At 58.0% G+C, this 22,994-nt stretch carries 21 protein-coding genes; 12 read left to right on the forward strand and 9 right to left on the reverse strand.

Annotation, left to right across the window (positions count from 1 at the left end):
• Nucleotides 1–134: 134 nt before the first annotated feature.
• Together mobB and mobA are read right to left on the reverse strand one after the other, a co-directional pair.
• The gene (mobB, locus tag ACJ8J4_RS23700) at nt 135–653 is read right to left on the reverse strand and encodes a molybdopterin-guanine dinucleotide biosynthesis protein MobB (RefSeq protein ID WP_025304725.1); all 519 of its coding nucleotides are present in this window, start codon (nt 651–653) and stop codon (nt 135–137) included.
• On the reverse strand, nt 653–1,240 hold the full coding sequence (gene mobA, locus ACJ8J4_RS23705) for a molybdenum cofactor guanylyltransferase MobA (protein ID WP_025304724.1): 588 nt from the start codon (nt 1,238–1,240) through the stop codon (nt 653–655). Before mobA ends, mobB begins: the two co-directional genes overlap by 1 nt.
• 148 nt (nt 1,241–1,388) lie before the next feature.
• Here mobA and ACJ8J4_RS23710 point away from each other — a divergent pair, with 148 nt between their 5' ends.
• The 3 genes from ACJ8J4_RS23710 to dsbA all read left to right on the forward strand — a co-directional run bounded on the left by ACJ8J4_RS23710 (nt 1,389) and on the right by dsbA (nt 3,396).
• Nucleotides 1,389–1,658 (forward strand): YihD family protein, encoded by a 270-nt coding sequence (locus ACJ8J4_RS23710; protein WP_004931268.1) that lies wholly within the window; start codon nt 1,389–1,391, stop codon nt 1,656–1,658.
• 98 nt (nt 1,659–1,756) lie between these two features.
• Nucleotides 1,757–2,743: a serine/threonine protein kinase gene (locus ACJ8J4_RS23715; protein WP_049209084.1), complete on the forward strand. Its 987-nt coding sequence runs from the start codon at nt 1,757–1,759 to the stop codon at nt 2,741–2,743.
• A 29-nt stretch (nt 2,744–2,772) separates the two neighbouring features.
• A complete protein-coding gene (dsbA, locus tag ACJ8J4_RS23720) occupies nt 2,773–3,396 on the forward strand; it encodes a thiol:disulfide interchange protein DsbA (protein ID WP_025304721.1) in 624 nt (207 codons plus the stop codon).
• A 43-nt stretch (nt 3,397–3,439) separates the two neighbouring features.
• Here dsbA and ACJ8J4_RS23725 read toward each other — a convergent pair whose 3' ends face one another.
• On the reverse strand, nt 3,440–4,336 hold the full coding sequence (locus ACJ8J4_RS23725) for an acyltransferase (protein WP_025304720.1): 897 nt from the start codon (nt 4,334–4,336) through the stop codon (nt 3,440–3,442).
• Nucleotides 4,337–4,833: 497 nt separating this feature from the next.
• On the opposite strand from ACJ8J4_RS23725, the gene polA reads away from it, so the two are divergent.
• Both polA and ACJ8J4_RS23735 read left to right on the forward strand, forming a co-directional pair.
• Nucleotides 4,834–7,632: a DNA polymerase I gene (gene polA / locus ACJ8J4_RS23730; RefSeq protein ID WP_038630023.1), complete on the forward strand. Its 2,799-nt coding sequence runs from the start codon at nt 4,834–4,836 to the stop codon at nt 7,630–7,632.
• 191 nt (nt 7,633–7,823) lie between these two features.
• Nucleotides 7,824–7,871: a spot 42 RNA, inhibition of DNA synthesis gene (locus ACJ8J4_RS23735; RefSeq protein WP_071892919.1), complete on the forward strand. Its 48-nt coding sequence runs from the start codon at nt 7,824–7,826 to the stop codon at nt 7,869–7,871.
• Nucleotides 7,872–8,149: 278 nt separating this feature from the next.
• Here ACJ8J4_RS23735 and yihA read toward each other — a convergent pair whose 3' ends face one another.
• Entirely contained in the window at nt 8,150–8,794 is a 645-nt protein-coding gene (yihA, locus tag ACJ8J4_RS23740) for a ribosome biogenesis GTP-binding protein YihA/YsxC (RefSeq protein WP_019452177.1), read from the reverse strand.
• A 734-nt stretch (nt 8,795–9,528) separates the two neighbouring features.
• Here yihA and yihI point away from each other — a divergent pair.
• Complete coding sequence (gene yihI / locus ACJ8J4_RS23745) at nt 9,529–10,068, forward strand: Der GTPase-activating protein YihI (RefSeq protein WP_072008264.1); 540 nt, start codon at nt 9,529–9,531, stop codon at nt 10,066–10,068.
• 182 nt (nt 10,069–10,250) lie between these two features.
• Nucleotides 10,251–11,624, forward strand: a complete 1,374-nt coding sequence (gene hemN, locus ACJ8J4_RS23750; protein WP_049209085.1) for an oxygen-independent coproporphyrinogen III oxidase — start codon at nt 10,251–10,253, stop codon at nt 11,622–11,624.
• 34 nt (nt 11,625–11,658) lie between these two features.
• On the opposite strand, the gene ACJ8J4_RS23755 is transcribed toward hemN, so the two are convergent.
• The 4 genes from ACJ8J4_RS23755 to glnA all read right to left on the reverse strand — a co-directional run bounded on the left by ACJ8J4_RS23755 (nt 11,659) and on the right by glnA (nt 15,968).
• Nucleotides 11,659–11,781 carry a YshB family small membrane protein gene (locus ACJ8J4_RS23755; RefSeq protein WP_015379453.1) on the reverse strand — a complete coding sequence of 41 codons (123 nt, stop codon included), beginning with the start codon at nt 11,779–11,781 and terminating at the stop codon, nt 11,659–11,661.
• A 113-nt stretch (nt 11,782–11,894) separates the two neighbouring features.
• The gene (glnG, locus tag ACJ8J4_RS23760; protein ID WP_025304716.1) at nt 11,895–13,307 is read right to left on the reverse strand and encodes a nitrogen regulation protein NR(I); all 1,413 of its coding nucleotides are present in this window, start codon (nt 13,305–13,307) and stop codon (nt 11,895–11,897) included.
• 8 nt (nt 13,308–13,315) lie between these two features.
• Nucleotides 13,316–14,365 carry a nitrogen regulation protein NR(II) gene (gene glnL / locus ACJ8J4_RS23765; protein ID WP_004931246.1) on the reverse strand — a complete coding sequence of 350 codons (1,050 nt, stop codon included), beginning with the start codon at nt 14,363–14,365 and terminating at the stop codon, nt 13,316–13,318.
• 193 nt (nt 14,366–14,558) lie between these two features.
• The gene (gene glnA / locus ACJ8J4_RS23770) at nt 14,559–15,968 is read right to left on the reverse strand and encodes a glutamate--ammonia ligase (protein ID WP_025304715.1); all 1,410 of its coding nucleotides are present in this window, start codon (nt 15,966–15,968) and stop codon (nt 14,559–14,561) included.
• 370 nt (nt 15,969–16,338) lie between these two features.
• On the opposite strand from glnA, the gene typA reads away from it, so the two are divergent.
• The 5 genes from typA (at nt 16,339) to fabY (ending at nt 21,266) form a co-directional block, all read left to right on the forward strand.
• Entirely contained in the window at nt 16,339–18,162 is a 1,824-nt protein-coding gene (gene typA / locus ACJ8J4_RS23775) for a ribosome-dependent GTPase TypA (protein WP_004931243.1), read from the forward strand.
• A gap of 165 nt (nt 18,163–18,327) precedes the next feature.
• Nucleotides 18,328–18,918: a glucose-1-phosphatase gene (gene yihX / locus ACJ8J4_RS23780; RefSeq protein ID WP_264383766.1), complete on the forward strand. Its 591-nt coding sequence runs from the start codon at nt 18,328–18,330 to the stop codon at nt 18,916–18,918.
• Nucleotides 18,919–18,969: 51 nt separating this feature from the next.
• Nucleotides 18,970–19,863: a virulence factor BrkB family protein gene (locus ACJ8J4_RS23785; protein WP_025304713.1), complete on the forward strand. Its 894-nt coding sequence runs from the start codon at nt 18,970–18,972 to the stop codon at nt 19,861–19,863.
• A complete protein-coding gene (gene dtd, locus ACJ8J4_RS23790) occupies nt 19,860–20,297 on the forward strand; it encodes a D-aminoacyl-tRNA deacylase (RefSeq protein WP_025304712.1) in 438 nt (145 codons plus the stop codon). The genes ACJ8J4_RS23785 and dtd overlap by 4 nt, the downstream gene beginning before the upstream one ends.
• 21 nt (nt 20,298–20,318) lie before the next feature.
• Entirely contained in the window at nt 20,319–21,266 is a 948-nt protein-coding gene (fabY, locus tag ACJ8J4_RS23795; RefSeq protein WP_025304711.1) for a fatty acid biosynthesis protein FabY, read from the forward strand.
• 38 nt (nt 21,267–21,304) lie between these two features.
• Here the strand turns inward: fabY and ACJ8J4_RS23800 are convergent, their stop codons facing one another.
• Nucleotides 21,305–22,966 (reverse strand): AsmA family protein, encoded by a 1,662-nt coding sequence (locus tag ACJ8J4_RS23800; RefSeq protein ID WP_197836516.1) that lies wholly within the window; start codon nt 22,964–22,966, stop codon nt 21,305–21,307.
• Between the last annotated feature and the right edge of the window lie 28 nt (nt 22,967–22,994).

Consider the following 22,994-nt stretch of genomic DNA (forward strand, 5'->3'; position numbering starts at 1 on the left):
AAACGCCGTAGCGCCGATGGTAGTGTGGGGTCTCCCCATGCGAGAGTAGGACACTGCCAGGCATCAAATAAAGCCGAAAGCCCTGAACTGACGTTCAGGGCTTTTTGCTATGCGTAAAACGTAAAAAAGCGCAGCTACGCTGCGCCTTTCAACCACTCGACAATAAAATCGGCGATGCTTTCCGGCTGATTGAGATCCAACGGCTTAGCCGTGATGGATAGCGGTCGGTCGCTGGCTACCGCCACGACAAACTGATCCAGCATGTCTTCTAGCGGCCTACCGATCTCGGCCCGATAAAGCAGGATCTTGCTGACCGGCTCATGTTTGAACCCTTCCACCAGAATCAAGTCGACCTTATCGGCATCAAAACGCTCTGCCAGGTAGCGTAGATCCAAAGGTTGTTGCTCCGGCGTTTCGGTCATCAATGCCCAGCGGCGATCGCTGGCGACCAACGTTTGGTCGGCACCCGCTTTGCGCAGCTCATAGCTGTCTTTACCCGGTGTATCCACATCCATATCGTGGTGCGTATGCTTTATCAGCCCAACCCGCACCTGGCGCTGTTTCAGCAGCGGGATCAGCTGTTTGAGCAAGGTGGTTTTTCCCGTTCCGCTATAGGCACCGATGGCCAGCAAAGGGGGCAATGAACGATTCATTACTTTAGCTCTCGTGCTTGCTGCCAATTCCGGCAGTCTTCCGGCGTATTCAGGTTATGAAATGCCGCTTGTTGTCCGCAGAACGCCACGCGTTGTGCCCCAATTTGATGCAGGAACAGCATCAGCTTGCGTTCACCTCGGGCCAGATAGTCAGCCAGCTGCGGTGCTATTTGGCTATGCAATAACGCCAGCGTAGGGTGATCTCGTTCACCATCGCTGGCAAAGGCCGCCTGCGCCGCGCCTTTTTGCCGCCAGAGTTGTGCGACTAAGTCGGCGGGAAAGTCGGGGACATCACAGGGGACAAAGACCACCCATTCGCTGTGAGCCTGTGTGAGCCCGGCGAGCATCCCGGCCAACGGTCCGGCGAAGTCGGGCGTCAGATCGCCAATCACCGGCAAACCGCTCGCCTGGTAACGTGCCTGATTGCGATTGGCGCTGATGGCGACGGAGGCCACCTGCGGGCGTAACCGAGCCAATACGTGTTGATAGAGTGCGATCCCGCCAATCGACACTAGGCCTTTGTCTTCACCGCCCATGCGCGTGGCCCGTCCGCCGGCCAAAATGACGCCGCTGATTTCTTTATGCATCTCGTTTATCCCGCCTTGTCGATGCGCTGATTGTAGCGCTAAAGCCCGTGCGACATCAGGATTTACCTTTATTGACAAGCCGGTTCTTTCACTGCGTGGGTAAGCCTGTTACTTTGTGAGTTTATTCATGCTATTGGACGATATTGAGATGAAAACGCATCGCGTAAACGAGTTGATCGAGCTGTTGCACCCGGCCTGGCAGGAAGATCCCGATCTCAATTTGATGCAGTTTTTGCAAAAGCTGGCGAAGGAAGCGGGCTTCCAGGGCGAGTTGTCCGAATTGAGCGATGATATTCTTATTTACCACCTGAAAATGCGCGGTAGCGCCGGCACGGATCAGATCCCGGGTCTGAAGAAAGATTACGAAGAAGATTTTAAAACGGCGCTGTTGCGCGCTCGCGGCGTTATCAAGGACTGATCCTCGTGCGGTGCGAGAAAGCATAGCGCGTGAAATGCGCCATTAATGCTACTATTTCTCATTCCCGGCACCATGCTGTCAGCGATCAAACGAACGTTATGAATAACTCTGCTTTTAATTTCGACACCCTGTCGCCCGATTTGATTATGGACGCGCTAGAAGGGATTGGCCTGCGCGTTGATTCCGGCCTGACGGCGCTGAACAGCTATGAGAACCGCGTCTATCAGTTTATGGACGAAGATCGCCGACGCTACGTGGTGAAGTTTTACCGTCCGGAGCGCTGGAGTGCCGCACAAATCGGTGAGGAACATCAGTTCGCTCTGGATCTGGCCGGCGCGGAGATCCCGGCGGTGGCGCCGCTGGCGCTGCAAGGCACTACGCTGCATATGCACGGCGGTTTTTTCTTTACGCTGTTCCCCAGCGTGGGGGGCCGGCAATATGAGATAGACAATCTGGATCAGTTGGAATGGGTAGGCCGTTTTCTGGGGCGTATCCATCAGGTCGGCGGTGAGCGTTTGTTTGCTGAGCGGCCGACCATGGGGATTGAAGAGTATCTTATTGCCCCGCGTCAGGCGCTGGCCGATTGCGAGCTGTTGCCGGCAGCGCAGCGTGAAGCGTTCCTGCAGGCGACGGATAACCTGATTGCGGCGATCAAGCCGCACTGGCATCTGAACTGGCAGCCGCGTCGTTTGCACGGCGATTGCCATCCGGGCAATATTCTGTGGCGCGACGGCCCGCTGTTTGTCGATCTTGATGACGCGCGCAACGGCCCGGCGGTGCAGGATTTGTGGATGCTGCTGCACGGTGAACGTCGCGATCAACTGATGCAGCTGGATGTCTTGCTGGAGGCGTACGGCGAATTTGCCGAGTTCGATCAGCGCGAGCTGGCGTTGATTGAACCCCTGCGGGCGATGCGCATGGTGTATTACCTGGCCTGGGTCGCTCGCCGTTGGCAGGATCCGGCCTTCCCTAAGAGTTTTCCGTGGATGGCGGAGTCTGATTTCTGGTTGTCTCAGACTGCGGCCTTCACCGAACAGGTTAAGCTGTTGCAGGAGCCTCCTCTGCAGCTGACGCCAATGTATTGAAGCTTTAACACAATGGAGAGTTTAGTCTTATGAAAAAAATATGGTTGGCGCTCGTTGGCATGGTGATGGCATTCAGTGCCTCGGCGGCACAGTTTAGCGATGGCACTCAGTATGTGACCTTGGACAAGCCGGTGACCGGCGAGCCGCAGGTACTGGAGTTCTTCTCCTTCTACTGCCCGCACTGCTACCAATTTGAGCAGGTCTATCACGTGTCCGAAAACGTGAAAAAGGCGCTGCCTGCCGGCACCAAAATGACCAAGTACCACGTGGAGTTCCTGGGGCCACTGGGCAAACAGCTGACTCAGGCGTGGGCGGTGGCGATGGCGCTGGGCGTGGAAGATAAAGTAAGCCCGCTGATGTTTGAAGCGGTGCAGAAAACCCAGACCGTGCAAACGCCGGACGATATCCGTAACGTCTTCGTAAAAGCGGGCGTGACCGCCGCAGATTATGACGCAGCTTGGAACAGCTTCGTGGTGAAATCTCTGGTGGTTCAACAGGAGAAAGCCGCGGAAGATCTGCAGCTGCGCGGCGTGCCGGCGGTATTTGTGAACGGCAAATACATGGTTAAAAACGATGGCCTGGATACCAGCTCGATGGACGCTTACGTGAAGCAGTTCGCCGACGTGGTTAAATTCCTCAGCCAGCAGAAATAAGCCTGATTCAACATGAAAAACGCCGGCATTGCCGGCGTTTTTTTTATCCATATTGCCGCTTCAATTTATCCAGTAACCGGTCTTTTTCCTGCCACAGCGTATTCAGCCATAGCTGGAAGCGCCGCTTGAACAGCTTGTCGTTGAAGTAGTCCCCGTGCAGGGTTTCATCGATCGGCAACGTCTCAATTCTTACCACTATACGCGTCAGACGACCGCACAGCATGTCCAGAAAAGGCCGTTGGTTATTTTCCGGATAGAGCAGGGTAACGTTCAACACTTTGTCGAACTGATTGCCCAGCGCGCTAAGGGTAAACGCGATGCCGGCGGCTTTGGGCGCCAGCAAATTGCGGTAGGGTGAATTGCTTTTAATTTTCTTGGCTTCGGTGAAGCGCGAACCTTCGACGAAATTGACGATGGTGGTTGGGCGCTGGCGGAATTTTTCGCAGGAACGGCGCGTCGTTTCGATATCCTTGCCGCGTTTCTCCGGGTGCTTGAGCAAATAGGCACGGGAGTAACGTTTCATGAATGGCATATCCAGCGCCCAGCAGGCCAGGCCGACGAAAGGTACCCAGGCGAGCTGTTGCTTGAGGAAATACTTATTCATTGGAATATGATTTCTGAACAGCACGCACAACACGACAATGTCTGACCAACTTTCGTGATTGCTGATCAGCAGATACCAGTTTTTACGATCCAGCCCTTCCAGCCCTTCAATATCCCAACGCAATTGCCCGTTAATACGCAATAACAGCGCCAGCCCCTGACACCAACACCACATCATGAAATCGGCGAAAGCCGAGATATATCGCCAGACGGCGGGAATGGGCACCAGGAGTTTCACGATGCCGGCCAACGTGATGGGGATGGAACACAACACCGTCACCAGAATGGTGAGTATGACGGAAATGATAAAGATAACAGGCGTTAACAATCTTGGCATGGTTATGGGCTGACGGTTGTTGGGAACATCGTTGCATGCCAAAGCGCATGAACAAAAGCCTATTTTAACAGAGATCGTCGGGGTAAAGCGCCGCTAAAAATCACTGTTTTTCGTCTCATCGGATAACCATTTGCTGAGTTTTCGTGCAACTTTCCCAGCTTGTGCTAGGGTAATTGAGGCGCCGAATTTGATTAATAGTGCGATTAAAATCCGGCGAAAGTTATATCCACAAATTCAATAAAAGCCAGTAATAAAGCGTCGCCGGAATTCGTTCTTTTAACGCGGTGATTTAAATAGGAATTTTATTCGCCGTTATAACGATAATCACAGCGTTATAATTCGGTCTCTTTTCTATGCACAAAGTTATCCACAGGTAAGATCTTGCGGATCCTCGCGCACCATCACATCATTTTCGTCCGCAATGCACGCTAAGGTTCGTCTCCGGCGGCCAGCTATGGCATGCTTACCCCTATGTCCGATCACGATAAAGAAACGCTATGGCCCAGATTGCAGAAAATCCACTAATCCTGGTTGACGGTTCCTCCTACCTCTACCGCGCTTATCACGCCTTCCCGCCGCTGACCAACTCGGCGGGCGAGCCAACCGGCGCGATGTATGGCGTGCTGAATATGCTGCGCAGCCTGCTGCTGCAGTATCAACCGAGCCACGTTGCCGTGGTGTTTGATGCTAAAGGGAAGACCTTCCGCGACGATCTGTTCGCTGAATACAAGTCACACCGGCCACCGATGCCGGACGATTTGCGTGCGCAGATCGAGCCGCTGCACAGCATGGTCAAGGCGATGGGCCTGCCGCTGCTGGTGACGCCCGGCGTTGAGGCGGACGACGTCATCGGTACGCTGGCGCTGGAGGCCGAAAAGGCCGGCCACGCGGTGCTGATCAGCACCGGCGACAAAGACATGGCGCAGTTGGTGACGCCGAACGTCACCCTGATCAATACCATGAACAACACGATCCTCGGCCCGCAGGAAGTGTGCGATAAATATGGTATTCCGCCGGAGCTGATCATCGACTTCCTGGCGTTGATGGGCGATTCATCGGACAACATTCCCGGCGTGCCGGGCGTGGGCGAGAAAACCGCCCAGGCGTTGCTGCAGGGGATCGGTGGGCTGGATGCGCTGTACGGCAATCTGGAGAATATCGCCACGCTGAGCTTCCGCGGCGCCAAAACCATGGCGGCCAAGCTGGAACAGAACAAAGAGGTCGCGTATCTCTCCTATAAGCTGGCGACGATCAAAACCGACGTCGAGTTGGATCTGACCTGTGCGGACCTGACGGTCTCCGCGCCGGATGTCGACACGTTGCAACAGCTGTTCAAACAGTACGAGTTCAAACGCTGGCTGGCGGACGTGGAGGCCGGCGTCTGGCTGGAAAACAAGAAAGGCGCGGGCGCGAAAGCTGCCGGCGCCGCCAAATCGGCCATCGCTGCGGAAACGCCGAAAGCGCTGGCGGAGGCCAAGCTGTCTCAGGACGGTTATGTCACCATCCTGGACGAAACGACCTTTACCGACTGGCTGGCGCGGCTGAAAAAGGCCGACGTATTTGCCTTCGATACCGAAACCGATGGCCTGGATACGCTGACCGCCAACCTGATCGGCCTGTCCTTCGCGATCGCGCCGGGTGAAGCGGCTTATTTGCCGGTGGCACACGATTATCTGGATGCACCGCCACAGCTGGATCGCACCTACGTGCTGGAAGCGCTCAAGCCGCTGCTGGAGGACGAGAAGGCGCTCAAGGTCGGGCAAAACCTGAAGTTCGACATGAGCCTGCTGGCGCGCTACGGCATCGAGATGCGCGGTATCGCCTATGACACCATGTTGGAGTCCTATGTGCTGGACAGCGTCGGTGGCCGTCATGATATGGACAGCCTGGCCGATCGTTATCTGGGCCACAAAACCATCACCTTCGAAGAGATCGCCGGCAAGGGTAAAAACCAGCTGACGTTCAACCAGATCGCGCTGGAGCAGGCGGCGCCTTACGCCGCCGAAGACGCGGATGTCACGCTGCAGCTGCACCTGGCGATGTGGCCGCAGCTGAAACAGAGCGCGGAGCTGCTGACGGTATTCAATGAGATTGAAATGCCGCTGCTGCCGGTGCTGTCGCATATCGAACGCACCGGGGTGCTGATCGATCCGGCCATTTTGTCGGCCCACTCTCAGGAGCTGGCCAAGCGTTTGGCGGAACTGGAGGTGCAGGCCCATGAGCTGGCGGAAGAGCCGTTCAACCTGGCGTCGACCAAGCAGCTGCAGGCTATCTTGTACGAAAAACAAAAGCTGCCGGTGCTGAAGAAAACCCCGGGCGGGGCGCCGTCCACCAACGAAGAGGTGCTGGCCGAGCTGGCGCTCGACTACCCGCTGCCGAAGGTGATCCTGGAATACCGCGGCCTGGCGAAGCTGAAGACCACCTATACCGACAAGCTGCCGCTGATGATCAATCCGGTCAGCGGCCGGGTGCATACCTCGTACCATCAGGCGGTGACCGCTACCGGCCGTCTCTCCTCGAGCGATCCGAACCTGCAGAACATCCCGGTGCGCAACGATGAAGGGCGACGCATTCGCCAGGCCTTTATCGCGCCGGAAGGCTACCGCATCGTCGCGGCCGACTACTCGCAAATCGAGCTGCGCATCATGGCGCATTTGTCACAGGATGAAGGGCTGCTGAAGGCCTTCGCCGAAGGGAAAGACATTCACCGCGCCACGGCGTCGGAAGTTTTCGGCGTGCCGTTGGATAAAGTGACCGGCGAGCAGCGCCGCAGCGCCAAGGCGATTAACTTCGGCCTGATTTACGGCATGAGCGCCTTCGGCCTGGCGCGTCAGCTGGGGATCCCGCGTGGGGAAGCTCAGCGCTATATGGATCTCTACTTCGAGCGTTACCCAGGCGTGCTGGACTACATGGAGCGTACCCGCCAGCAGGCCTCAGAACAGGGCTATGTCAGCACGTTGGATGGTCGCCGTCTGTACCTGCCGGACGTCCGCTCCAGCAATGGCATGCGCCGCAAGGCGGCCGAGCGCGCCGCTATCAACGCCCCGATGCAGGGCACGGCAGCTGATATCATCAAGCGTGCGATGATTGAGGTCGACGCCTGGCTGCAAGGGCAGGAGAAGCCGTTGGTGCGCGCAATCATGCAGGTGCACGATGAATTGGTGTTTGAGGTGCACGAGTCGGTGCTCGAAGAAGCCAGCCAACGTATCCGCCAATTGATGGAAGGCAGCATGACCCTGGCGGTGCCGCTGAAGGTTGACGTGGGCGTCGGTATGAACTGGGATGAGGCGCACTGATCGTCGGGTTATCGCCGGATGCGCTAACTGGCGATAACCTAAGCACTTTTCGTAATTAAGCTACAAGATTCGGCGATAGTTTCCCCAACTTCGCCGTTCTTGCGCCGCAAATTGTGTAAGTAAACTACAAAAAATTCTTTTGCCCTGCGAAAAAATGATGTAGAGTTACAGGCGTAGGGTACAGAGGTAAGATGTTCTATCTTTCAGACCTTTTACTTCACGTAATCGGATTTGGCTGAATATTTAGCCGCCCCAGTCAGTATTGACTGGGGCGTTTTTTATTGTAAAAACAGCAGCAAACCATACGTTTTTCCTATCGCTCCGCACCGCTTTTCGTTCCTGCTTCCATCCTTTCGACTCGCGTAATCCGGCGAGATAAGCCAGCCCTGGCGATAAGTTTTTATGATGGCTTTATTTCAAAACTGTAATTAGATAACAAAAAATTTCGTCTGCGGCCGTTCGACGGGGATAAAAAAGCCGATGCGGTGAGGCATCGGCTCTGGCGTTAGGCCTGGGCTTATTCGCCGGCTTCGTCTTCCGGCAGCACTTCCGGCGGGATCTCGTTAAACCAGGTGTCCAGCTTCTGGCGCAGTTTGTCGACGCCGATCTTTTTCAGCGATGAGAAGGCTTCGACCTGGATATCCCCCATAAACGGCAGCACCGCTTCACGCACCATGTTGAGCTGCGCCTTGCGTGCGCCGGAGGCCAGCTTGTCGGCCTTGGTCAGCAGCACCAGCACCGGCGTGCCGACGTCGACCGCCCACTGGATCATCTGCTGGTCGAGATCTTTCAGCGGATGGCGAATATCCATCAGCACCACCAGGCCTTTCAGGCTGTTGCGCATCTGCAGATATTCGCCCAGCGCGCGCTGCCATTTGCGCTTCATCTCTTCCGGCACTTCGGCGTAGCCATAGCCCGGCAGGTCGACCAGGCGGATGCCGTCTTCCACTTCGAACAGGTTGATCAGCTGGGTGCGCCCCGGCGTTTTACTGGTGCGCGCCAGGCTTTTTTGGTTGGTCAGCGTATTCAGCGCGCTGGATTTACCGGCGTTGGAACGGCCGGCAAAGGCGACTTCAATTCCTGCATCCCCCGGCAGATGGCGAATATCGGGTGCGCTGGTGACGAAATGGGTCACATGATAGTTGTAGTTCTTGCTGGTCAAAATTTTTCGTCTCCGTGAGGATGGCTAACTGGTTGGCGATTATAACTGCATCAGCGGTAAAAATGGCGTGTTTCTCCGTTTTTAAGCGGCGGGACGCGATAAAACGGCAGTTATGCCGCGTGTGCGTTGTGAGACATTTGCCATTCGAATCGCGGGTAATGTCGCTTTATTCGAAAGTGATATTTTTGTTTTTGTTTTAAAAACAAAGCGTTGTTTTTTCGTTGTAGGGAAATGTCGTTCAAATTGGCGTCAGGTGCCTTGAGCCTTCGCAACAATAACGTAAAGTAGTCGTTAACGCAGGGTTGCGCAGGATTAGGGAACATCCGGGAAGGATGACAAATCTCAGGGAATGCACAGGGCGTGCAATGAGTGCCAGGATGAACGCAAAAGGAAGTGACCCTTTCGCACCGGAACAGGCGGCAGGCACATCGGATGGTGAAGTATCGGCAGTTTGGATGCCCGCAGGAAGCGCGCTCGGGAAGAGCGGATGCGAATGGATTGCGCCATGGACGATTTTCCTTTCAGGATGAAGGACGTAGTGGCAGGGAATGCGGTTATAGCAGAAGGAAAAACCGGGATGTTGCATGTACGCAAGGAGCGCGTAACAGGAATACCCTTCGCAAGAAGGTGCGAAATAGGCGGCAGGTTTAACCTGCCGCCTTTTTTCTTTGTCCGCTTTCTGCTAGATTCCGCCGCAATTCTATACTGAATCTACATACCTAAGAGCACACGCTATGAACCAGCCATCAAAAGCACCTCGCGGCAGCGCGGCGAAGTCAAAAACGAAAAAGAAAAGCCGTATGGAGCTCGATCAGGAAGCGCGTGAGCGCAAACGCTTGAAAAAGCGCCGCGGCCTCGCTTCCGGTTCGCGCACCCAGGTCGAGTCCGGCAGTCAGAAGAACAAATCGGCGGCAGAAGCCAAAGATCCACGTATCGGCAGTAAAGTGCCGGTTGCGCTGGTGGTCGACGAAACTAAAGTGAAGGCCAAACCGCAGCCGAAGCCGAAGGCCGAAGCGAAACCACGCCTGTCGCCGGAAGAAGAGTTGGCGAAGCTGGAAAATGACGAGCGCCTGAACGCGCTGCTGGATCGCATCGACGACGGCGAAACGCTGAACGCGGAAGAGCAGACCTATGTCGACAAAACGCTGGATCGCATCGATGTGCTGATGGACGTGTTGGGTATCGAACTGGGTGAAGACGACGACGAAGAAGAAGAGAAGCAGGAAGATATTCTGAAGCTGCTGAAAGGCGGCAATCCGAAAGACGCCTTTTAACGCGCCATGTGGCTAATCCCGATAATAGCCCTACTCTTGATGTGTTATCTGCTGTGGTTATTCGGTAAACTATGGCGGCTGTCTAAGCGCAAAGCGCGTTTTCGCAGTGCTTCCGTGGCCAGACAGCGCAGACAACCGCCTCTCTCCCGGCCCGGTAGAAAAAGATATCGGAAGGAGTGAGCATGTCAGAGCAGACGATTGTCTGGGATTTGGCCCTGATCCAAAAATATAACTACTCAGGGCCGCGTTATACCTCATACCCCACGGCGCTGGAGTTTAACCAGTGCTACGACGAAGCGGCGTTTCAACGCGCCGCTGCGCGCTATCCTGAGCGACCGCTGTCGCTGTACGTGCATATCCCCTTCTGCCATAAGCTGTGCTACTTCTGCGGCTGCAACAAGCTGGTGACGCGCCAGACGCACAAGGCCGACGAATACCTGAACGTTTTGGCGCAAGAGATCGCCAGCCGTGCGCCGCTGTTCGCCGGCCGTAAAGTCGGCCAGATGCACTGGGGCGGCGGTACGCCGACCTACCTGGATAAAGCGCAAATCAGCCGGCTGGTGGCGTTGCTGCGCGAACACTTTGATTTCCTGCCCGATGCGGAGATGTCGATCGAGGTCGATCCGCGCGAGATAGAGCTGGATGTGCTCGATCATTTACGTGCAGAAGGCTTTAACCGTCTGAGCATGGGGGTGCAGGATTTCAACAAGCAGGTGCAGCAGCTGGTCAATCGCGAGCAGGACGAAGCCTTTATTTTCGCCCTGATTGAGCGGGCCAAAGCGCTGGGCTTCCGCTCGACCAATATCGATCTGATCTACGGCCTGCCGAAACAGACGCCGGAAAGCTTCGCTTTCACGCTGCAGCGGGTGGCTGAACTGAATCCCGATCGCCTCAGCGTGTTCAACTACGCGCATATGCCGAACTTGTTCGCCGCCCAGCGCAAAATCAAAGACGCCGATCTGCCGGGCGCGCAGCAGAAGCTGGATATCCTCCAGCAGAGCATCGCGTTCCTGACCGACGCCGGCTATCAGTTCATCGGCATGGATCACTTTGCCCGCCCGGACGACGAGCTGGCGATCGCGCAGCGCGAAGGCAAGCTGCACCGCAATTTCCAGGGCTACACCACTCAGGGCGACAGCGATCTGCTGGGGCTGGGCGTGTCGGCCATCAGCATGCTCGGCGACAGCTATGCGCAGAACCAGAAAGAGCTGAAGCGTTACTATGACAGCGTGCAGGCGCAGGGCAACGCGCTGTGGCGCGGGCTGGCGCTGACGGACGACGATTGCCTGCGGCGCGATCTGATCAAAACGCTGATCTGTAACTTCCGATTGGCGTATCAGCCGCTTGAACGGCAATACGGCATCGATTTCACCGCTTACTTCGCCGAAGACCTGCAGCTGCTGGCGCCGTTTGAACGCGATGGGCTGGTGGAGCGCGACGAGCAAGGCATTCGCGTCACGCCGCGCGGGCGCTTGCTGATCCGCAATATCTGCATGTGCTTCGACCGCTATCTGCGGCAACAGGCGCGCAGCCAGCAGTTCTCTCGGGTGATCTGAGGATGAAAAAACAGCCGCTGATGCGGCTGTTTTTTTAACTGAAGAAGTTAATCAGCGCGGCGCACAACACCGCGGCGACCGCCGCCTGCGGGGTGTGGCTGGCGGCGGAGCCCAGCTCCGCGCCCTGAGAAATGAACACGATGAATGAGTCCAGCATCGTCAACCTCCAGAGTGTGCGACACGATCATACTGCGCCCGCTCCGGCTGTAAAGCCTGAGGTTGGCGTTTTTTTGTGCGCCGGACTGCGTTTTTCATCATCCACCCACGCTCCTATTCCATGCCCAGCTCTTTGAGCTTGCGGGTCAGGGTATTGCGCCCCCAGCCCAGCAGGCGTGCGGCTTCCTGTTTGTGCCCCTGGGTGTGGCGTAGGGCGGTGGTGAGCAGCGTACGCTCCATCTCCGGCTGCGCTTCCGACAGCAGGTTTTGATGACCGGAACGCAGCGCGCGATCGGCCCACTGAGCCAGCAGCGTGGCCCAGCTGTCCGGCAGGCTGTGGCTGGGGCTCTCCGGCGCGGCGGTTTCGAACAGTTCGCTCGGCAGATCCTGAATCAGCACCTCTTGCCCGGCGGCCATCACCGTCAGCCAGCGGCAGGTATTCTCCAGCTGGCGCACGTTGCCCGGCCAGGGCAGGCGGGTCAGCGCGGTTTCGGTTTCCGGATGCAGGTTCTTGGCCTCGACGCCTAACTCTTTGGCGGCGATCTGCAGGAAGTGGCGCGCCAGCCGCGGGATGTCTTCCCGGCGCTCGCGCAGCGGCGGCAGGTGTACGCGGATCACGTTCAGGCGATGGAACAGGTCTTCGCGGAACTTGCCTTCCTGTACCCGCAGCTCCAGGTTTTGGTGCGTGGCGGCGATGATGCGCACGTCGACCTTCACCGGCGCATAGCCGCCGACCCGGTAGAACTGGCCGTCCGCCAGCACCCGCAGCAGGCGCGTTTGCACGTCGAGCGGCATATCGCCGATCTCGTCGAGGAACAGCGTGCCGCCGTCGGCCTGTTCAAAGCGTCCCTGACGGATTTGGTTCGCACCGGTGAAGGCGCCTTTCTCGTGGCCAAACAGCTCCGACTCGATCAGGTCTTTGGGGATGGCTGCCATGTTCAGGGCGATGAACGGCGACTTGGCGCGCGGGCTGTGGCGGTGCAGCGCATGCGCCACCAGCTCTTTGCCGGTGCCGGATTCGCCGTTGATCAGCACGCTGATCGACGAACGCGAGAGCCGGCCGATGATGCGAAATACGTCCTGCATCGCCGGCGCTTCGCCGATGATGTCCGCCGCCGGATCGCTGGCCGGCTGGCTGCGCACCGGCTGCTGCTGCTCCTGATAATGGCTGATGGCGCGCTCGACCAGCGCCACTGCTTCGTCGATGTCGAACGGCTTCGGCAGGTAGTCGAAGGCCCCTTGCTGATAGGCGCTGACGGCGGCGTCCAAATCCGAATGCGCGGTCATGATGATCACCGGCAGCATTGGATGGCGCTGTTTGATCTGTTTGAGCAGCGCCAGACCGTCTATACCCGGCATGCGGATATCGGATAGCAGCACGTCGGGGGTTTGCGTGGCCAAGGCTTCCAGCACGTCATTGCCGCCTTCGAAGGTGGCGCAGCTCAGGCCCGCGCCGGTGAGCGCGCGCTCAAGCACCCAGCGGATGGAGCTATCGTCATCGACGATCCAGACTATCCCTCGTTGCATAGCAAACCTCACTGACGAATGGGCAGGTAGACCGAGAATTCGGTATGACCTGGCCAACTGTTGAATTCAATTTTTCCGCAATGCTGATCGATCAGATTGCGGGCGATGGATAATCCCAGGCCGGTACCGCCTTCACGGCCGCTGACCATCGGGTAGAACAGCGTGTCCTGCAGCTGCGCCGGCACGCCGGGGCCGTCGTCTTCGACGTCGATACGTGCCGCCAGGCGGTAGCGGGTACCGTGCAACGTAATCTGAAACGCGGTGCGGGTGCGCAGCGTGATGGTGCCGCCCGCCTCGCCCAGCGCCTGCAGCGCATTGCGGGTGATGTTCAGCAGCACCTGTTCTATCTGATCCGGGTCATGAGCCATTTCCGGCAGACTCGGATCGTAGTCGCGCACCAGCGTGACGTTATCCGGCATTTCCAGGGACACCAGTTGGCAGACGCGCTCCGCGACCTGATGAATGCTCTGGGTAATATGCTGGCCGGGCCGCTGCGGCCCGAGCAGACGATCCACCAGATTACGCAGCCGATCGGCCTGCTCAATGATCACCTTGGTGTATTCGGTCAGCGCCGGATCGGGCAGCGCTTTGGCCAGCAGCTGCGCTGCGCCGCGCAGGCCGCCCAGCGGGTTTTTAATTTCGTGCGCCAAACCGCGCACCAGATCGCGGGCTGCCACCTGTTGGGCATGTTGCAGCTGTTCCTGGCTCAGGCGGCGCTGATTGTCCATCGGCGCCAGCTCGACCAGGATATAGCCTTCCGGCAGCGCCTGAGCGGTCAGGGAAAGGATATGCGCGCGGCCGTCGACCACCAGGGTCACTTCGTTGTCCGTGAAGCCCTGCCCGGCGCGCAGGCTTTCACGCATCAGAGAGACGTTCAGCGAAAAATAACCGAGCAAATCGGGCAGCGGCGTGCCGAACAGCTTGCGGGAGCTTTGCGCCAGCAGCTGCTGTGCCGCCGGGTTGGCGTAGTGAACCGCCAGAGAGTCATCCAACAGCAGGATGCTGTTGATGAGTGAATTGAGGATCTGCCCAGCATCGGGCAGCTTGCCAGTTGCCATACAGCAGACTCCTGCACCTTTTTAGTGCATCTATCCTACTCCATCCGGGATCGGCGCGGTATGGAATAGTTTTGCAGAAAATACGGTGGAGAAAAAAACCCATCCGAAGATGGGCTGAAAGTTTCCACGGCAACAAAAAAGCGATAACAAAAATATGGGCGCCGTCCGCCTGCGCAGACGGCGCGGGTAGGGCTTAGACGCTGTAGTACAGTTCGAACTCAACCGGGTGTGGCGTCATACGAACGCGGTCCATCTCTTCTTTGCGCAGTTCGATGTAGGCATCGATCGCATCGTCGGTGAACACGCCGCCGCGGGTCAGGAACTCGCGGTCTTCGTTCAGTGCGGCCATCGCCTCGTCCAGCGAGCCGGCCACTTTTGGGATCTCGGCTTCTTCTTCCGGCGGCAGGTCGTACAGGTTTTTGTCCATGGCGTCGCCAGGGTGGATCTTGTTGATGATGCCGTCCAGGCCGGCCATCAGCAGCGCGGCGAAGCACAGGTATGGGTTAGCCGCCGGATCCGGGAAGCGGGCTTCGATGCGGCGCGCTTTCGGGCTGGCGACCACCGGAATACGGATGGATGCGGAGCGGTTACGGGCGGAGTAAGCCAGCATCACCGGCGCTTCGTAGCCCGGCACCAGACGTTTGTACGAGTTGGTGGTCGGGTTGGCCAGGGCATTGATCGCCTTGGCGTGCTTGATGATGCCGCCGATGTAGAACAGCGCGGTTTCAGACAGGCCGCCGTATTTGTCGCCGGCGAACAGGTTGGTGCCGTTCTTGGACAGCGACATGTGGCAGTGCATGCCGGAACCGTTGTCACCGAACATAGGCTTCGGCATGAAGGTCGCGGTTTTACCGAAGGCGTGCGCCACGTTATGCACCACGTATTTGTAGATCTGAATTTCGTCGGCTTTCTTGGTCATGGTGTTGAAGCGGGTTGCCACTTCGTTCTGACCGGCTGTCGCCACTTCGTGGTGGTGCGCTTCAACCACCAGGCCCATCTCTTCCATGGTCAAACACATGGTGGAACGCAGATCCTGCGAAGAGTCGACCGGTGGAACCGGGAAGTAACCGCCTTTCACCGCCGGACGGTGGCCTTTGTTGCCGCCGTCGTATTTTGTGCCGGAGTTCCAGGCGCCTTCGATGTCGTCGATGGCCACGTGGGAACCGCGGATGCTGCTGCCGAAGCGAATGTCGTCGAACAGGAAGAATTCAGGCTCTGGCCCGAACAGGACGGTGTCCGCGATGCCGGAGGAGCGCAGGAAATCTTCGGCGCGTTTGGAGATGGAACGCGGGTCGCGATCGTAGCCTTGCATGGTGCCCGGCTCGAGAATGTCGCAGCGAATGATCAGCGTTGGTTCTTCGAAGAACGGATCCAGAACCGCCGTGCTGGCATCCGGCATCAGTACCATGTCAGATTCGTTGATGCCCTTCCAACCACCGATAGAGGAGCCGTCAAACATTTTGCCTTCTTCGAAGAAGTCGGCGTTTACCTGATGAGCCGGGATAGTCACGTGCTGTTCCTTACCCTTGGTGTCAGTGAAACGCAGGTCTACGAATTTCACTTCATGCTCATTCAGCATCGTCAAAACGTGTTCAGCGGACATACTTAACTCTCCCGGTTTATCATTGTCGTCGTCGTGGAACGAATCTGTGGAACTGGCTTTTTTTCGCCTTGAAAAGACTAAAGCGAAAAGCGTGCCAACTTTTTAAAAAGGCTTTCATCGCCTTTCTGCGCGGGTTTTACCCAGCCACAGTATGCACCATCAGCGATAAATTGCACCGTCATGGTGCAATTGGGGTGAGCGTGGGCACCGAAATGGTGCAAAAGTGCAACGATTGCGGCTTTTTGCACCGTGAAAGGGATCACAAACTGACCGGTACGCGGTTGTTTATAAGAGATGGTTGTGATCTTGTTTAGTCCCTCGCTTAATACGTGTACAATAGCGCGCTATTTCTAATGCCCGAGGCAAAGCTGTGATCGAAAATTTGCGTAACATCGCCATTATTGCCCACGTTGACCATGGTAAAACCACCCTGGTTGACAAGCTGCTGCAACAATCCGGTACTTTCGGAGAGCGTGCGGAAGCCACCGAACGCGTAATGGACTCCAACGATTTGGAGAAAGAGCGTGGGATTACCATCCTCGCAAAAAACACCGCCATTAATTGGAATGGTTACCGTATCAACATCGTGGATACCCCAGGACACGCCGACTTCGGCGGTGAGGTAGAGCGCGTGATGTCGATGGTTGACTCGGTGCTGCTGGTTGTGGATGCAATGGATGGCCCTATGCCGCAAACCCGCTTCGTGACCAAGAAGGCCTTCGCCAACGGTCTGAAGCCGATCGTGGTCATCAACAAGGTTGACCGCCCTGGCGCGCGCCCTGACTGGGTTGTGGATCAGGTGTTCGACCTGTTCGTGAACCTCGACGCGACTGACGAGCAGCTCGACTTCCCGATCATCTACGCTTCTGCGCTGAACGGCATCGCCGGCGTCGACCACACCGACATGGCGGAAGACATGACCCCGCTGTATCAGGCGATCGTCGACCATGTGTCTGCGCCGCAGGTTGAGCTGGAAGCGCCATTCCAGATGCAGATCTCCCAGTTGGACTACAACAACTACCTGGGCGTTATCGGCATCGGCCGCATCAAGCGCGGTAAAGTGAAGCCGAACCAGCAGGTCACCATCATCGACAGCGAAGGTAAAACTCGCAACGGTAAAGTGGGTAAAGTGCTGGGTCACCTGGGTCTGGAGCGTATCGACAGCACCCTGGCGGAAGCGGGCGATATCATCGCCATCACCGGCCTGGGCGAGCTGAACATCTCCGACACCATCTGCGACACCAATGCCGTAGAAGCGCTGCCGGCGCTGTCCGTCGACGAACCGACCGTCACCATGTTCTTCAACGTCAACACCTCGCCGTTCTGCGGTAAAGAAGGTAAGTACGTGACGTCGCGTCAGATCCTTGACCGTCTGAACAAAGAGCTGGTGCACAACGTGGCGCTGCGCGTTGAAGAAACCGACGATGCGGACGCCTTCCGCGTCTCCGGCCGTGGCGAGCTGCACCTGTCGGTGCTGATCGAAAACATGCGCCGTGAAGGTTTCGAGCTGGCGGTTTCCCGTCCGAAAGTTATCTTCCGCGAAATCGATGGCCGCAAGCAGGAGCCATTCGAGAACGTGACGCTGGATATCGAAGAGCAGCATCAGGGTTCCGTGATGCAGGCGATGGGCGAGCGTAAAGCTGACCTGAAAAACATGGATCCGGACGGTAAGGGCCGCGTGCGTCTCGACTACGTGATCCCAAGCCGCGGTCTGATCGGCTTCCGTAACGAATTCATGACCATGACTTCGGGTACCGGTCTGCTGTACTCCACCTTCAGCCACTACGACGACGTGCGTCCGGGCGAAGTGGGCCAGCGTCAGAACGGCGTGCTGATTTCCAACGGCCAGGGCAAAGCGGTCGCGTTCGCGCTGTTCGGCCTGCAGGATCGCGGCAAGCTGTTCCTGGGCCACGGTGCGGAAGTGTATGAAGGCCAGATCATCGGTATTCACTCACGTTCCAACGACCTGACCGTAAACTGCCTGACCGGTAAGAAGCTGACCAACATGCGTGCTTCCGGTACTGACGAAGCGACTACCCTGGTTCCGGCGATCAAAATGACCCTGGAACAAGCTCTGGAGTTCATCGATGACGACGAACTGGTAGAAGTGACGCCAACCTCGATCCGTATCCGTAAGCGTCACCTGACGGAAAACGATCGTAAGCGTGCCAGCCGCGGTCCTAAAGACGCTTAATCGCTGATTGAGTGTCTCATGCTTAGGGCGCGGTTCTCGCGCCCTGAGTTTTTTCCTCTGTTGTTCCCCGTTTGTGCGGCGCGCTATGCGCTTTTCCGTTCGCTCCCTGTTCAGCTGTTCCTTTTCCCGCTACAGTGAAATCTCACCGGCCCATAGGAGAGGACTATGCTGTATATCTTTGATTTAGGTAATGTGATCGTCGATATCGATTTCAAGCGTGTGCTGGGCGTGTGGAGCAATTTGAGCGGCACGCCGTTGGCGGTGCTGTCCGATCGTTTCACCATGGGTGAGGTGTTCCAGAAGCATGAACGCGGTGAAATCAGCGATGAAGACTTCGCCGGCAAACTGTGCGATGAAATGGGCATCGCGCTCAGCTTTGAGCAGTTCGCCACCGGTTGGCAGGCGGTATTCGTCGCGCTGCGCCCGGAGGTGATCGACATCATGCAGCGCCTGCGCAACGAAGGTCACCGGGTGGTGGTGCTGTCGAACACCAACCGTTTGCACTGCAACTACTGGACGCAGCATTACCCTGAAGTGGCCGCCGCCGCCGATCATCTCTATTTGTCGCAAGATCTCGGCATGCGCAAACCGGAAGCCAACATCTACCAGCATGTGCTGGCCGCGGAAAACACCGCTGCCGCCGACGCGGTGTTCTTTGACGATCACCCGGCGAACGTCCTCGCCGCGCAGGCGCTGGGGATCAAGACGGTGCACGTCACCGATCGCGACGTGGTGCCGGCCTATTTTGCTCAATGAGCACAGGGCGCGTTAAGCTTAAGGCGTATCAACGGACATCAAGGAGTGACCATGTCGTTTTTCCGCCGCAAGAAGCTACCCTCTGCGATTAAGCCAAGCGTCACCTTCGGACGGCTGCTGTACCAACGCATCGACCACGATGGCCTGACGATGTTGGCGGGCCATCTCGCCTACGTTTCCCTGCTGTCGCTGGTGCCGCTGGTCACCGTGGTCTTCGCCCTGTTCGCCGCTTTCCCGATGTTTTCCGACATCAGCGAACAGCTGAAGAGCTTTATCTTTTCCAATTTCGTGCCGGCCGCCGGCAATGTGATCCAGAACTACTTGGAACAGTTCGTCGCCAATTCCAACAAGATGACCGCCGTCGGCACCTGCGGGCTGATCGTTACCGCGCTGCTGTTGATTTCCTCGGTGGACAGCGTGCTGAACACCATCTGGCGCAGCAAGAACAAGCGGCCGATCGTCTTCTCCTTTGCCGTGTACTGGATGGTGCTGACGCTGGGGCCGCTGCTGGTGGGCGCCAGCATGGCCATCAGTTCTTACCTGCTGTCGCTCAACTGGTTGGCGCAGACCGGCGTCAATGGCCTGGTGGATCAGGTGCTGCGCATCTTCCCGCTGATTTTGTCGTGCATCTCCTTCTGGCTGCTGTATTGCATCGTGCCGACGGTGCGCGTGCCGCCCAAAGATGCACTGATTGGCGCGGTGGTGGCCGGATTGCTGTTCGAACTGGGCAAGAAGGGATTCGCGCTGTACGTCACCATGTTCCCCTCCTATCAGCTGATTTACGGCGTGCTGGCGGTGATCCCGATTTTATTCCTGTGGGTCTACTGGAGCTGGTGTATCGTGTTACTCGGTGCGGAAATCACCGTGACCATCGGCGAATACCGCGACTACCGTCGGCAGAAGGCGGAGCAACAGGAACAAAAACCAGAAGGGCAGCAGGAATGATTGCGTTGATTCAACGGGTGTTAAACGCCAGCGTCACGGTGGGTGGCGAGACAGTAGGCAAGATTGGCCCCGGTTTGTTAGTGTTATTGGGCGTGGAGCAGGGCGATAACGAGCAAAAAGCGCAGCGCCTGTGCGAACGCGTGTTGGGATACCGCATTTTCGGCGACGAAAACGACAAGATGAATCTCAACGTCCAGCAGGCCGGGGGCAGCGTGCTGGTCGTTTCGCAGTTCACCCTGGCGGCGGACACCCAGAAGGGCATGCGGCCCAGCTTTTCGCGCGGCGCCGCGCCGCAGGAAGCCGATCGGTTGTATCAATATTTTGTAGGCCAATGCCGTGAACGCGGCGTAGAGACCCAGACCGGCGAGTTCGCCGCCGACATGCAGGTGGCGCTGGTCAACGATGGTCCGGTGACATTCTGGCTACAGGTCTAAGCATTCGGAGAACAGGCGTCTATGTATCACCTACGAGTACCCGTAACAGAGCAAGAACTGAAGGAGTATTACCAGTTTCGCTGGGAAATGCTGCGCAAGCCGCTGCACCAGCCGGTGGGTTCGGAAAAGGATGCCTATGACGCCATGGCCCATCACCAAATGGTGGTGGACGAGGCCGGTAAAATTGTCGCCATCGGGCGGCTGTATATCAATGCCGACAACGAGGCGGCGATCCGTTTTCTAGCGGTAGACCCGACGTTGCAGGATAAAGGGTTGGGAACGCTGGTGGCGATAACGCTGGAGTCCGTCGCACGGCAGGAAGGCGTGAAGCGGGTGGTGTGCAGCGCCCGTGAAGACGCGGTGGATTTCTTCGCCAAGCTGGGCTTCGTCAATCAGGGCGAGATCACCGCGCCGCAGACCACCCCGATCCGTCACTTTTTAATGATCAAACCGGTGGCGACGCTGGACGATATCCTGCATCGCCCTGATTGGTGCGGCCAATTGCAGCAGGCCTGGTATGAACACATTCCGCTGAGCGAAAAGATGGGCGTGCGCATCAGCCAATACACCGGCCAGCGCTTCGTCACCACCATGCCGGAGATCGGCAACCAGAATCCGCACCACACGCTGTTCGCCGGCAGCCTGTTCTCGCTGGCGACGCTGACCGCCTGGGGGCTGATTTGGCTGCTGCTGCGCGAGCGCCATCTCGGCGGCACCATCATTCTGGCGGACGCGCACATTCGCTACAGCAAACCGATTACCGGCAGGCCGCGTGCGGTGGCGGATCTGGGCTCGCTGAGCGGCGATTTGGCGCGTCTGGCGCGCGGCCGCCGCGCGCGCGTGCACGCCGAAGTGCATCTGTTCGGCGACGAGGATAAGGGCGCGGTATTCGAAGGCACCTACATGGTGTTGCCGGCCGAGCCGGATGTGCCGCTGGATCAGGGCGGCTCTGAAGCGCTGGAAGAGTAGGGTGGCGGCCCTGCCCTGAGAGCGGGCCGCGCAGCGCATTACGGCAGCTGTTGGTTCACCGCTTGGCCGTCGCCGGCGGTGGCCTGTAGATTGCCTTTCAATGAGGCCTTGAACGGCCCGTCGCTGTTCAGCAGCCCTTTCAACTGCAGCTCAAGGTTGCCGTCGCCCGTCAGCGGCACCGGCTGCCATCCCCATTGCTGCAAGGTATTGATCGGTACCGAACGGCCGTGCAGCATCAGTTGGAACGGCTTGCCCGGCAGCTGATCGACGGTCGCTTTGGCCTCCAGCAACCCATTGGGCATAAAGGCGCTGAGCTCGGTGACGGTGATCTGGTTGGCGTCGGCGTTCAGCGCCAGCGAAGGGCGCCGCACGTCGATTTTGTTGAAGGTGGCCTCGCTGCCGTTCAGGTTTAGCGAACCGAACCAAATGCCCCACTGGTGGTCGCGCGCCAGCAGCAGGTTGCTGCCGTAACCGTCCAGCGCAGTGATCTGGAACGGGAATGCCGGGTTGATATCGATGATCAGATTGCGGTTGGTGGTCAGCTTGGTGACGTACACCTCCGCCAGCCAGCCCGGCAGCGGTTTCAGCCACAGCTCGCGCCAGTCGATCGGCAGGGTGTACTCTAGCGCCGCCATGGCCACTTCATCCAGCTGCAGGCGTTTGCCGGCGCGCAGCCAGTTGCCGGAGGTGCGCAGCAGCCCGCCTTCCCAGCGGGTGGTGAATTGCTGAATGGCGATGCCGGCGGAAGAGAGCCGTAGGGTGGCGATCGGATCGATCAGGTGGAAACCGCCGTTGATTACGTCGCTGGCGTTGAAGTTGAGCGAGCCGTCTTCGCTGCGCCAGTCGCCTTTTTCGACGCTGACGTTTTGCAGCGACAAATCGAGATCGTTAACCGCCCATGCCTTGCCTTCCAGGCGCGCGTCGATAAGATCGAAACGCTTGAGGGTGACCGGCGGCAGAGTGGTAAAGCGCTGCATGAATTCCGCCAGCGTCAACGGGGTCTGCAGGCGCACGCCGCTCAGCCGCAGGCGATCCACCCGCCAGCTGCCGTCGGCGGCGCGGCTGGCCACGCCGGTCAGGTCGCCCTGCGCCAGATCGGCGCCGAAGTTGTTCAACAGCAGTTGGCCCTGCTTTTGCTCCCCCTGCACCAACACCTTCGAGGCGGGGATGCCGTTCAGCGTCATCGAACCGGCGCTGAACTGAAACTGGTTGTTGTCCCCCAGCAGATGGCCGGCCAGCGGGCGCCACGGCGTGATGCCGGCAGTGACCTGCTGCGCGTTGAGCTGCCACTCGTTATCGTTGGACTGCAGCGCCATGTTGCTCAACTGCAGCACGTCGGCCTGTACAGGCAACGCCGCCGCCTGTGGCTGCACGTTCAGCGTGCCGTCGCGCAGCGTGACGCTGTGAAAATAGCGCGGCTCGGTGATTTGGCGCAGGCTGAGGCCGAGATCGACGCGTTTGGCAACCAGCGCCTGCAGCTGGCCGCTGCGCGCCAGCTGCACGTCTTCCAGACCGATCTGGTCCGATTGGCTCCACGAATGGGTGATTTTTCCTATCGACAGGCGGTATTCGCTGTTGTCGCTGATCCAGGCACTCAAGCGGCCTGCCGCCCAGCGGGTTTGCCCGACCAGGTACAGCACCACCGCCGCCAGCACGATCAGCACTAGCAACGTCAGCAACAGCTTTCCGATAAATTTCATCGTCTACATCCGCATCGGTCAAAAAAGA

Origin of the sequence: Serratia sp. CY47280 (assembly GCF_052168655.1) — a bacterium.
GTDB classification, from domain to species: domain Bacteria; phylum Pseudomonadota; class Gammaproteobacteria; order Enterobacterales; family Enterobacteriaceae; genus Serratia; species Serratia bockelmannii.

Excerpts from the sequence above, each read along its gene's own strand:
- hemN (WP_049209085.1), top strand. The coding sequence starts at position 10,251 with ATGTCAGAGCAGACGATTGTCTGGGATTTGGCCCTGATCCAAAAATAT.
- polA (WP_038630023.1), top strand. The coding sequence starts at position 4,834 with ATGGCCCAGATTGCAGAAAATCCACTAATCCTGGTTGACGGTTCCTCC.
- ACJ8J4_RS23800 (WP_197836516.1), bottom strand. The coding sequence starts at position 22,966 with ATGAAATTTATCGGAAAGCTGTTGCTGACGTTGCTAGTGCTGATCGTG.
- dsbA (WP_025304721.1), top strand. The coding sequence starts at position 2,773 with ATGAAAAAAATATGGTTGGCGCTCGTTGGCATGGTGATGGCATTCAGT.
- ACJ8J4_RS23755 (WP_015379453.1), bottom strand. The coding sequence starts at position 11,781 with ATGCTGGACTCATTCATCGTGTTCATTTCTCAGGGCGCGGAGCTGGGC.
- ACJ8J4_RS23715 (WP_049209084.1), top strand. The coding sequence starts at position 1,757 with ATGAATAACTCTGCTTTTAATTTCGACACCCTGTCGCCCGATTTGATT.
- glnA (WP_025304715.1), bottom strand. The coding sequence starts at position 15,968 with ATGTCCGCTGAACACGTTTTGACGATGCTGAATGAGCATGAAGTGAAA.
- fabY (WP_025304711.1), top strand. The coding sequence starts at position 20,319 with ATGTATCACCTACGAGTACCCGTAACAGAGCAAGAACTGAAGGAGTAT.
- yihI (WP_072008264.1), top strand. The coding sequence starts at position 9,529 with ATGAACCAGCCATCAAAAGCACCTCGCGGCAGCGCGGCGAAGTCAAAA.
- yihX (WP_264383766.1), top strand. The coding sequence starts at position 18,328 with ATGCTGTATATCTTTGATTTAGGTAATGTGATCGTCGATATCGATTTC.
- ACJ8J4_RS23785 (WP_025304713.1), top strand. The coding sequence starts at position 18,970 with ATGTCGTTTTTCCGCCGCAAGAAGCTACCCTCTGCGATTAAGCCAAGC.
- dtd (WP_025304712.1), top strand. The coding sequence starts at position 19,860 with ATGATTGCGTTGATTCAACGGGTGTTAAACGCCAGCGTCACGGTGGGT.
- mobA (WP_025304724.1), bottom strand. The coding sequence starts at position 1,240 with ATGCATAAAGAAATCAGCGGCGTCATTTTGGCCGGCGGACGGGCCACG.
- ACJ8J4_RS23710 (WP_004931268.1), top strand. The coding sequence starts at position 1,389 with ATGAAAACGCATCGCGTAAACGAGTTGATCGAGCTGTTGCACCCGGCC.
- glnL (WP_004931246.1), bottom strand. The coding sequence starts at position 14,365 with ATGGCAACTGGCAAGCTGCCCGATGCTGGGCAGATCCTCAATTCACTC.
- ACJ8J4_RS23725 (WP_025304720.1), bottom strand. The coding sequence starts at position 4,336 with ATGCCAAGATTGTTAACGCCTGTTATCTTTATCATTTCCGTCATACTC.
- mobB (WP_025304725.1), bottom strand. The coding sequence starts at position 653 with ATGAATCGTTCATTGCCCCCTTTGCTGGCCATCGGTGCCTATAGCGGA.
- glnG (WP_025304716.1), bottom strand. The coding sequence starts at position 13,307 with ATGCAACGAGGGATAGTCTGGATCGTCGATGACGATAGCTCCATCCGC.